9 protein-coding genes are annotated in these 9,959 nt (G+C 61.0%); 6 read left to right on the top strand and 3 right to left on the bottom strand.

The annotated features are described in order from the left end of the window. Positions 1–979 precede the first annotated feature (979 nt). The 3 genes from HYT87_13950 to HYT87_13940 are packed head-to-tail and all read left to right on the top strand — an operon-like array spanning position 980 to position 2,863. Positions 980–1,243, top strand: coding sequence for a hypothetical protein (locus tag HYT87_13950; GenBank protein ID MBI2060866.1), 264 nt, complete (start codon positions 980–982; stop codon positions 1,241–1,243). Continuing rightward, positions 1,200–1,883: a hypothetical protein gene (locus tag HYT87_13945; protein ID MBI2060865.1), complete on the top strand. Its 684-nt coding sequence runs from the start codon at positions 1,200–1,202 to the stop codon at positions 1,881–1,883. The genes HYT87_13950 and HYT87_13945 overlap by 44 nt, the downstream gene beginning before the upstream one ends. Continuing rightward, positions 1,871–2,863, top strand: coding sequence for a hypothetical protein (locus HYT87_13940; protein MBI2060864.1), 993 nt, complete (start codon positions 1,871–1,873; stop codon positions 2,861–2,863). The genes HYT87_13945 and HYT87_13940 overlap by 13 nt, the downstream gene beginning before the upstream one ends. 17 nt (positions 2,864–2,880) lie before the next feature. On the opposite strand, the gene HYT87_13935 is transcribed toward HYT87_13940, so the two are convergent. Together HYT87_13935 and HYT87_13930 are read right to left on the bottom strand one after the other, a co-directional pair. Further along, positions 2,881–3,261 carry a retroviral-like aspartic protease family protein gene (locus tag HYT87_13935; GenBank protein ID MBI2060863.1) on the bottom strand — a complete coding sequence of 127 codons (381 nt, stop codon included), beginning with the start codon at positions 3,259–3,261 and terminating at the stop codon, positions 2,881–2,883. Positions 3,262–3,393: 132 nt separating this feature from the next. Continuing rightward, positions 3,394–4,572 (bottom strand): hypothetical protein, encoded by a 1,179-nt coding sequence (locus tag HYT87_13930; GenBank protein MBI2060862.1) that lies wholly within the window; start codon positions 4,570–4,572, stop codon positions 3,394–3,396. A gap of 230 nt (positions 4,573–4,802) precedes the next feature. Here HYT87_13930 and nth point away from each other — a divergent pair, with 230 nt between their 5' ends. From nth to aroB, 3 genes are read left to right on the top strand one after another with little or no spacing between them, the layout of a single operon-like run. Continuing rightward, positions 4,803–5,432 (top strand): endonuclease III, encoded by a 630-nt coding sequence (gene nth / locus HYT87_13925; GenBank protein MBI2060861.1) that lies wholly within the window; start codon positions 4,803–4,805, stop codon positions 5,430–5,432. Then, the gene (locus HYT87_13920; GenBank protein MBI2060860.1) at positions 5,429–6,385 is read left to right on the top strand and encodes a D-glycerate dehydrogenase; all 957 of its coding nucleotides are present in this window, start codon (positions 5,429–5,431) and stop codon (positions 6,383–6,385) included. The genes nth and HYT87_13920 overlap by 4 nt, the downstream gene beginning before the upstream one ends. Positions 6,386–6,439: 54 nt before the next feature. Then, on the top strand, positions 6,440–7,573 hold the full coding sequence (gene aroB / locus HYT87_13915) for a 3-dehydroquinate synthase (GenBank protein MBI2060859.1): 1,134 nt from the start codon (positions 6,440–6,442) through the stop codon (positions 7,571–7,573). A gap of 64 nt (positions 7,574–7,637) precedes the next feature. Here aroB and HYT87_13910 read toward each other — a convergent pair whose 3' ends face one another. Then, entirely contained in the window at positions 7,638–9,959 is a 2,322-nt protein-coding gene (locus HYT87_13910) for a hypothetical protein (GenBank protein ID MBI2060858.1), read from the bottom strand.

Raw genomic sequence — 9,959 nt, 5'->3', positions numbered from 1 at the left:
GTGTTAATCGCATGGCATGGCGGGGGCTGATGGAACGTCGAATGTTGCACGTGAACGCCGGAGAGAGAAATGTCTTTCGAGTCTTGCGTCACGTGTCACCCTTCTTGTGGCGATGAGCCTGAGCGCGGTGTTTCACCTGTCGCCTTCCGGGTGTGGGGGCAGGGAGCCATCGGGCGTGGCGACATATGGGATGGAGGGTACAACTCAGATTTCCCCCGCCGGTGCGGGCATCCTTGATGGCCCCGTGGAGGCCGTTCCCCTCACTTCTGCTTATACCTCTTTGCCTCCCTGTGCCTTTGACGCGCCTTACACCCTCTTCCCCCTGCACGTTCAATACGAGGCTGGGGAGACGTTGGAAGTCATGACTTTCCCTCCGGATCAATTCCGAACGGTGGCCACCAAGTGGGAAGCCCTGAAGGGGTCGGCTCCCATCGAAACCCTTGCTGAGACTCTGGTCCGCGGGCGATCGGCGCACGGGATTCCAGTGAGTGTGGGCGACTATCGGGTGAGTTTGGAGGGGGAGACGATGACGGCATGCCGGGTAAGTCGGGGTCCGTTTGACGTCCGTATTCTTCCGGTTACAAACCCCGACCCAAGATTGGCCCCGATTCGAACGCCGGATGAGGGGTTGACTCGTTTGGAGTGTAGTTCGGATCATTTTGAAGCGGTGATTGAAAGTGGGAATACGGTCATGCTGTGCTACGGTTACACGAGGCGACAGTATGAGCGGGTCCGTTACCGGATCGATGGTTCGAAACAGGGTCCATTGATTGAGTGTTTTGAAATCGAGAGGGTGTTTGAAGATTCGCATTTCGGGAACTGGCAGGACTCGTCCTCGCAATGTAATGAAGGGAGGGGAATGACTATTGGATGCGGGCGTACGGAGAAGTTTTCCAGCAGATATAAGTGGGACCATTCGATCCCATGCGGTCCGAATCCATATGCAGGTGGGGAGCAGCATGAAAGAACGAATGTGGATGTGAACGTGAGCACGGACTACGGGCCGGGGGAGTGTCCGGGAGTGGAGCCACCGAGATTGGCATCCCGGAGGGGAGGGGCCCTGTTGAGGACGCCGGGTCAGGGGGGACTCATCGTGCGCGTGGATGAATCGGCTCCGGGGAGTGCGCTGGTGACGCAGTCGAAGTTGACGCAGGAGTTGGTGGATGTTGGGGTGAGACTGAACGGACAGATGGGACCGGATGGAGTGGGAACTTCCGGCGGAGGCGATGTATTTGGAGTTTGAGAAGTTGCCCTACGGGCGGGAGGTGTTCAAAGTGGGGGAGGCGGATGCGGAGCGGTTGACCTCGCAGGTGAAGGCGATCCTGGAGGTGTTGGAGGAAGCACCGAGTCCCTCTCCCGCGCCGGAGCGGGCCGGTGAGGCCGGGCCGGACTTCCTCGCCCCTCGCCGGGCGCTCCAGTGCGAAGCCGACAACCCCTGCCAGACCGACCAATCGAAGTGCGAAAACCGCGTGGCGTGCCTCCAGAAGACGTGGAAGACCACCCCGCCGCCGTGTTTGGGACCGAGGATGAGGGAGTGCTTCCAGAAGGCCGATCCCAATCGGGTGGCGTGTGCAAGCAACCAGGATGACAGCTATTGCGGGGCTGGGTACGGCGGCCATACCAATGGACAGACGGATCAGAGTGTCATCTGCAAGGAAAACAGGCAGACGGATCGGGGCCTTGAGATTTCCATATTCCACGAGCTGGTCCATCAGTGCGAACCTGCTCAGCCTCCTTTGACGCCGTTGGATGCGGAGGAGGCTGACCGGCGCGCCACAAGCTGCGAGGCGAGATGTTTTGAGGAGTGCGGCAGCGATCCGCCTGATCCCGAATTTTGCGGCAAGCCGGGCGTCGGCTTTACTCCAGGCCAATGCGAGCTCTAGCGATTGCCGGTCTATTGGCCCTGGCGGGTTCGGCCTATGCCGTTGATGGGCGAATCGCAGCCTTGCTGGAGACATCGGACGGAGTTCGGCCCGCGGGAAAGCCGTGGAAGATTGAGTTCGTTTCGGCAAACATGGACTCGCGAGAATTACTGGTGCCGGAGCCGAATCTTCCAGATCTGTTCCGGAGTGTGGTAGGGGAATTCCACATCAATGATTCGATCGGTCAGCGCATAGAGCCGTATGGTCTTGGTCAGGTGCTCTACAGGAAAATGTCCGGTTTTCATCTGCTCGGACCCGGGCAAACCTATCGGCGGTCGATGGCTGTTCAGGAGGGATGGGTCTACGCGGGAAGCCAAACTCAGGATGTTCCCTGTAGAAATACGGAGCATTGCATGGAAGTCGGGCTGCTCAGACTGTCTGCTGACACCTACCGCTTACAGTGGCCACTCGAGAGCATGGAGAAGGAGAATCCTTTCAAAACCATGGACGAGCGGGCCAAAGTTTGGACAGGCAAGGTGTGGTCGAACACCTTGATTATTCAGACGACCGAGAAGGAGCCGGTGAAGGTGGGGCTGGACGTTGATCCCGATACGCTCAATTTCAAGAGCGAAGGCAAATGGATCACGGCGTATCTTTCCGCGCCGCAGGGAGCCGATCTAGTCGCATCTCAGACCAAATTCCAGGGGACGATTGCGGCGGACAGCGTGAAATGGGAGGAGGGAGGCGGGAAATGGGAGGCGAAGTTTCCAAGATCGCTCGTCATCGACCTCCTGAAAGACATCCGCGGCTGGGAACTCGATGGTTTCATGAAAGTCTTTGTCTCCACCCCCTCGGGCGACAAGATGTACTGGGGCGACGACAAGATCCGCATCCTTGAAGATCCGGGCAACGCGTCCCCTCCATCGGCGCCTCCGGCCTCGCCCCAAGGCCCCCCTTCCACCCCTCCGGGTCAAGACAAGAAGAAATCCCCTCGCCGGTAGGGGCCGGCTAACCGCGCTCAGGCGGTGTGTGGTGGGCTGCTGGAGAGCAGCGCCATGACGGCTTTCGATTTCTTGAGGATTCGATGGACCGGGTCTACTTCGAGCGCCAATCCCTCAAGGGCGTGCAAGCCGAGCACTTCCGCGTCCTTTCCCGTGGCAAACACAACAACGGTAGGCGCGCTGAGCCCCAGGCACTCCACATCGATAAAACCGATTTGCTTCTTGATGAGTTTGCCCTCGATGGTTTCGAAGTTCATCTCACGTTCGGGTTTCACGCCCAGCTTGCGAAGTAGTGCCGCCTCCACCCACGAATACGTGGCACCCGTATCCACGAGAAGGCGCTTGGCCGCTTGTCTGCCGTTCGATCTGAGGGTGACTGCCGCGTACGTTGCTCCCACGTCCTCATCTTACTGGAGATCGTGGGATGGAACAAGGTACTTGACCATTCTGGCCGTAAGGGCGTCGAACAAGGCATGAAAAGAAGAAGCGCCCCGAGGGGGGCGCTTCGGCGCAAGATACGGGGAACCGGGTTACAGCCCCGGGATGGGAATGGAGGGTTCGAAGCTCACGCCGCCGACCCAGCAGACTTTGCCGATCTTGAGGCCGTTGACGTAGACTGAACCGCAGCCATCGCACCAGAGGGGCCACGGCGCGGAGCCGTCGTCTCCCACGGGCATGGTGGCCTTTACCGGCCCCGCGGTGGCCTCCACGGATCCGCTCTTGGGTTCGAGCGGGCAGGTGATCGGTTCGTAGACCAAGTTCTTGAGCGCTGTCGTGGCCGTCATTCCGTTCGGCGCCACGATGCTGCTCGTGCCGTTCCCGGTGAGCCGGTCATCGAGGAAGTTGGTGGCCGTTCCCATATCGGAATACGCGAACACTTCATTGAGGTTTGTGGAGGTGATGCCCTTGGGACCTTTCAGGTTGCTGTTGCCCGAAAGGGTGAGGGATGTGCCGCTCAGGGCCATCTCGCTCTTGCCATCCAAAGTGCGCGTTCCGTCGGAAAGGCCGGCGAACGTGCTTGTCACTTTGGTGAGCGCCTTCACCATGGTCACCGTGCCACTGAGAGTCTTGCCGGTGAGCGGATCTTGGCAGCCGGTGCCGTAGTCGATCTTGACGGTGATGCCGTTCAGGTCGACCGTTCGGGTGACCGTGGGACAGGTGGGAGCACCCGCCAGACCGCCGATGGTGTTCGCGGCGGTGTTGAGGGCGTCGTTGAACCCGTTGGTGACATCGCTAAGGATGTCGCGCCGTGGAGCCAGCGAGGGCCGGCTCGAGGACCAGAAATTGTTCGACTGCTGGAGGACCGACATGGTTGCTTCGATCGCGGACGTGCTGCTCTGGATGCCCGGAGCCTGTTCCGCGGTTGGAGCGGTCCCGGCGCCCTGGGTCGCTGCGGCCGGTGTAGTCGAGCCTGAATTTGCCTCGGCGGAGGCGGCCACCGGATCGGAAGAAGGAGGCTGAGCCGCGGAAGCGGTTGCGCCGCTGCCGTCCGTTGGGATGGCTGCATAAGACGGAGGATTTGCGGGCTGGGATTCCGTCGCCGCTGATGGGGTCTGAGTATTTTGTGCGGTCTCAGTTGCCGCTTCCGTGACCGGCGTTTGGTCCTCAGCCACTCCCGGGCCTGTGGGTGTTTGTTCGCAGCCCATCAGGAGGAGCGATCCGAGGGAAAAACCGGCAACGGCAAAGGCGATGTTTCGAGTTATTCGCATGGGGCCTCCGTTCTTGCTGTTCGCAGTCTGAATCATGTGTCCTATGTCACATATTCAACAGTTTCGCGCCAAGGTTGTCAAGCGTTTTCTTTCAGCTAAGTATTTAATTCACTATTGTGACGGCACAGTGAATTGAGTAAGAGCAAGAGTGGGCTGAAACGTTCATCGAAAATGATAGAATCCGGCCCTCCATGAATGCAAAGAAAATCGCGAAGCTCCCAAACGGGAAGATGGCGCCCTACGAGAAGGTGTTCGGTGTGCTCCGCGAGACCTTTCCGAAGGCGACCTGTTCGTTGGACCACTCGAACGCACTCGAACTTCTGATCGCGACCATTCTTTCTGCGCAGTGCACGGATGAACGAGTCAACCGCGTCACGCCGATCATCTTCAAGAAATATCCGAATGCTTCGGCGTTAGCGCGCGCGGACATCGCGGAGATCGAGAAAGATATCCGGTCGACCGGCTTCTATCGCAACAAGGCGAAGAGCATTCAGGGCGCGTGCCGTCTCATCGTCGAGCGATTCGGCGAAAAGGTGCCGGAAACGATGGAGGATTTGATCACGCTTCCGGGCGTGGCGCGGAAAACGGCCAACGTCCTCCTGGGAACGTGGTTCAAGAGGAACGAAGGCATCACAGTGGACACCCATGTGCATCGGCTTTCGCTTCGTTGGGGGTTCTCGCGCGAAAGCGATCCAAGCAAGGTTGAGCAGGATCTCATGAAGATCGTGCCACGCGATCGATGGACGTATTTCGGTCACGCGACGATTCTTCACGGGAGGCAGATCTGCCAAGCCCGGCGCCCTCTTTGTGGGGAATGCAAGATGGCTCCATTTTGTCCCTCTCGGGAAATCAGGGCATGAGGGCGAAAGTCCTCGTCACTCGGCGGATCGCCGCACCGGCGCTGGACTACCTGGCCAACTACGCGACGATCACTTTGCACCGTGCCAACCGGAACATGTCGCGCCGGGAACTGGAACAGGCGATTGGGGACAAAGACGGCATCGTGGCGATGCTCAGCGATTCGATGGACAGGGAAATGATCGGGAAGGCAGCCCGTTTGAAAGTGATCTCCCTCTGTGCCAGCGGGTCCAACAATGTTGACCTGCCGTTTGCCCGTGAGCGAGGGATCGTCGTCACGAACACGCCGGATGCACTCAAGCAGGCGGTGGCGGACCTGACGTGGGCGCTCATCCTGGGCTGTGCCCGGCGGGTGCCGGACGGGGACCGGGAGATGCGCGAGTGCCGGTTCAAGGGGTGGGCGCCGCTCTACATGCTCGGACACGACGTGCACGGCAAGACTCTTGGCATCATGGGGATGGGACGGATCGGTTGCGAAGTGGCTAAGCGGGCGCGAGGATTTGGGATGAGAGTCGTCTACCACAATCGGAATCGACTTGGTCGCGGTGTGGAACGGGAGACGCGTGCGATGCGCGTATCGTTCGAGCGATTGGTTCGAGAAAGCGATTTTCTGGTTATTCTCGCACCGCTTACGCCGGAGACGCGCCATCGATTCCGAGAGCCGGAGTTTAGAGCAATGAAGCCGAACGCGTATCTGATCAATGTCGGCCGGGGGCCGATCGTGGAGGAGCGGGCACTCGTGAAGGCGCTGCGGAAGGAGTGGATCGCCGGTGCGGGACTCGACGTGTACGAATTCGAACCGGCGGTCGGACGCGAGCTGCGGCGAATACCCAACGCCGTGCTTCTGCCTCACGTGGGCAGCGCCACGATCGAGACGCGAGCCCGCATGTCCATGGAAGCGGTCCAAAACGTGGTGGCCGTGCTCGGGGGGCGGCCGCCGATATCCCGGGTTTGAGTCTCGCGGCTCCGTCCGCTCCGCATCGGCGGCAGATTCGGCTATGATGGCATGATGCTGCAGACGGAAGTTCGAATCCATTCGCCGACGATCGAATATCCCGTGCACGTGGGGTACAACATTCTCGGACAGCTCCGGTCTGTACTCGATTCGGTGCGGTTTCCCAAACACGTTGTCCTGATCACGACGGAGGCGCTTCACCGGACGATTTTTCCCGCGGTGGGCCGGGCACTCAGCGAGGCGGGGCGGTCGGCGGCACCCTGCTTTGTGCCCGAAGGAGATGCGGCGAAATCGTCGGACACCTACGTCCGTGTGCTGGAACAGATTGCGAAAACGGGGCGGTCGGGCGAGGCAGGGATCCTTGCGCTGGGCGGCGGGGCGCTGGGGGACTTGGCCGGATTCGTGGCGGGAACCCTGCGGAGGGGTGTTCCCTACGGAATTCTGCCGACGACGCTCCTCAGCCAGGTTGATTCTTCCATTGGCGGGAAGGTGGCGATCAATCTGAGGGAAGGGAAGAATCTTGTGGGGCTTTTCTATCAGCCGGCCTTCGTCCTCAGCGATGTGGCCTTTCTGAAATCCTTGAGCCCGCGGCAGGTTTCATCGGGTCTCGCCGAGGTGGTGAAGTATGCCCTCATTGCCGACGCGGAGTTTCTCGGATTTCTCGAGGGGAAAGCCGAGTCGTTGCTGGCGCTGGACGCGGACACTCTGGTGGAAACGGTATTCCGCTGCGTAAAGATTAAGGCGGAGGTGGTGGGCTTGGACCCGTACGACCAGGTGGCCGTGAAGGGGATCCGCGCAAGACTGAACTTCGGTCACACCATCGGTCACGCCATCGAGGCGGCGGCGGGCTACGATGTCATCACGCACGGCGAGGCCATCAGCGTTGGAATGGCGTGCGCGGCGGATCTTTCCAGGCGGATGGGCTTGGTGGAAGCGATGGCCGTGGAACGCACGGAAAACGCGCTGCGGAGGTTCCATTTGCCGGTACGATTGCCTGAACTCAAGGGTGGCGATGGGATGCTTCCTCCGGCGCTAGGGCCGATTCTGCATCACATGAAGTTCGACAAGAAGTTTTCCGGGGCGGCACGGCGATTCGTGCTCTTGGAGCGAATCGGAAAGGCGGCGGTGTCGGAGAAAGTTCCCAACGAATGGGTGGAGGAGGTCCTTCGCGCGAGGGGAGCGGCGTGAGCCTATATAATCGGTGACAGTATACTTTATTCGGTCCAATTAGAGTATACTGTCACCGAGAATGCTACATCAGGCCCCAGCGGCGGCGGAGGGTCCACTCGGAGGCGGCGGCGGCGAACAGGATCAGGAGCATCACGGCGGTGTTCCAGAGGGGTTTTTCGCGTGAACCTTCTTCCACTTGTTTCTCGGGAGGCGGCCAATCGATTTCGGCGGGGTCGGTGCGGGTGAGGTCGACCCAGGATCCTCCGGAGAGGTCGGCGAGGCGCTCCATGAGCGGCTGGTCCGGGACGTAGTCGAAGGCTTCCGCGAAAGCGGCGGGGTCCGTGAACACGGCCTTGGCATCCCCCAGCGAAGCATCCCCTTTCGCGCCGTGAACCTCGATGGAGTAGAGGCCCATGGCGGGCGTTTGGAATTCAGACTCGTACTGACCTTCCGAGATTTCGCGGGCCGCTTGTTCCAGTTTGGGGCCGCGGGGATCGCGGAGCGTCATCGTAACGTTCACCCCGCGGGCTTTCCGGTATTGATCGTCCACCACGCGGGCGGAAACGGAGTAGCCGCCCTTGGCGGATCGCTCCGAAGTGACGGTGATGCGGTTCGTTTCAGGATCGCGCGTGAGCCAGCGGATGGCTCGATACCAGAATTGGTGATAGGCGGAAACCGCCTCCGCGGAGGACGGATCGGAGAAGGCCCACCTCCACGAGGAGTCGGTGGACAGCAACATCACCCGTCCTTTTCCTTTTTCCCATACGGCGGCCACCGGGACGGGCTGTCCTCCCGCGCGGGCCCGGGGGTGGGCCAGCAGCGTGATAGCCCCGGCCTTCGGCGGGCCGATCAAGGCGCTGCCCGAGAGCGGGGGGAGGGAGTTCCAAGGAATCGATGCGCCTTCCCTGTCCGTCGTGATGAAATGGCTCCGGCCGGCCTCGGTGATCATCGGGCGGAACTCCTCGGAGTCGAACCCCCGGTTCATCATGGGCATCTGGACGGGCATGATCTCTTCGAGCGGGGAATTGCGCAGAGCCGAGCCGGAGAAGGTCTGTTCGCCTCCGATGACGAGCACACCCATGCCGTGCTGATTCACCTGGTCGCGGATCTTCACGAGCGCTTCGGGCCGGATGTACGGCGCGAAATTGGGGAGTGTTTCGTGGGTGAAATCCAGGAAGACCAGGAGATCGAAATCCTGGATGTCTTTGAAGAAGAGATCGTCGCCGGGGAAGGGTATCAGGCTGAGTTCTTTTTCCGGTACGGCGAAGATGTCGCTCGGCGTTCGGAGAATGTTGAAATTGACGAGGTCGAAATGTGGGTGTCGCTTCACCATCTCCCGGAAGAAGCGGAGTTCCCAGGAGGGGCGGCCGCTGATGAGCAGCATCCGGGTTTTGTCTCGCAGCACCCGGAGGACGAAGTGCCGCTCATTGTTCTCCGTGAGCATCTCTCCCTCCTGGATGGGAACGGACACGGAATAGATGGACTCGCCCACCTGGAACGGCTGGATGTCGAACTCCGCCGTGGCGAGGCCGGTCTTTCGATCCACCCGCGCGGACTGGGCCGAGTACAACTCTCCTTCGCGTTTGAGCGTGACGGGGAGTTCCTTGAAATCGTAGCCGCGGACGCGAAGCACGGCCTTCACGCGCACGGTGGAGCGGACGAAGGCGTATTCGCTGTTTTCGACGGATTCAACGGCGAGATCCCGCACGCGCTTGGAGGTGCCGAATCCCAAGGCGGTGATGGGGACTTCCTGTTTGAGGAGGGCGAGGGAGGAGGGACCGGTCTGATCGAGCCGTTGCCGGAAGCCGGAGTGGTCGATGCCGTCGCTTACGATGAGGATGCCTGAGACCGGTTCCTGGCGGGTCCATCGGTCCAGCGTGGTCGCCAGATCGCTGAAGTCGGTGGTTTCCTCGCGGGGCGCCAAGGCGTCCGACGTGAGGGCTTCCACCTCTGTTGTGGACGCGCCAAAAGAAAGAACGCGCACGCGGTATTGTGAAAGTCGTTCCCGAAAGGCCGGGCTCGATAGGCGCGACCATGCCCAGGCCCACCGCGACGTGGCGCCCGGCCTGGGAGCCTCCTTCCCGGAGTTGACGCGCACCGGGGCGGGCGGCGATGGGGAGCCGGGTGGGGAGAGGAGCATGCTGAGGGAGCGGTCCACCGCGAGAATGAGCGTGCCTTGAACCGGCTTCATCCTGGAAAAAACGACGGAAGGGCGAAGCAGGAGCCCGAAGAGGCCCGTGAGGAAGAGGAGGCGGAGGGCGAGGAGCGCGAGTGTTTTGGGTGTCTTCAGGATGGGGAGCAGATACCACCCGTAGACGGCGAGGGCGGCGGCGAGAACGCCGGCTGCGAGCCACAGGCCCCACGCGGGCAGCACCGGATGGAAGGCGAGGGAGAGCCTCTCCAA

Source organism: Nitrospirota bacterium (assembly GCA_016180645.1).
In the GTDB taxonomy this organism is placed as follows: domain Bacteria; phylum JACPQY01; class JACPQY01; order JACPQY01; family JACPQY01; genus JACPAV01.
Note: the sequence above shows the minus strand (reverse complement) of the source record. Positions and strands in the feature narration are given on the sequence as shown.

Excerpts from the sequence above, each read along its gene's own strand:
- HYT87_13940 (MBI2060864.1), top strand. The coding sequence starts at position 1,871 with ATGCGAGCTCTAGCGATTGCCGGTCTATTGGCCCTGGCGGGTTCGGCC.
- HYT87_13945 (MBI2060865.1), top strand. The coding sequence starts at position 1,200 with ATGGAGTGGGAACTTCCGGCGGAGGCGATGTATTTGGAGTTTGAGAAG.
- aroB (MBI2060859.1), top strand. The coding sequence starts at position 6,440 with ATGCTGCAGACGGAAGTTCGAATCCATTCGCCGACGATCGAATATCCC.
- nth (MBI2060861.1), top strand. The coding sequence starts at position 4,803 with ATGGCGCCCTACGAGAAGGTGTTCGGTGTGCTCCGCGAGACCTTTCCG.
- HYT87_13920 (MBI2060860.1), top strand. The coding sequence starts at position 5,429 with ATGAGGGCGAAAGTCCTCGTCACTCGGCGGATCGCCGCACCGGCGCTG.
- HYT87_13930 (MBI2060862.1), bottom strand. The coding sequence starts at position 4,572 with ATGCGAATAACTCGAAACATCGCCTTTGCCGTTGCCGGTTTTTCCCTC.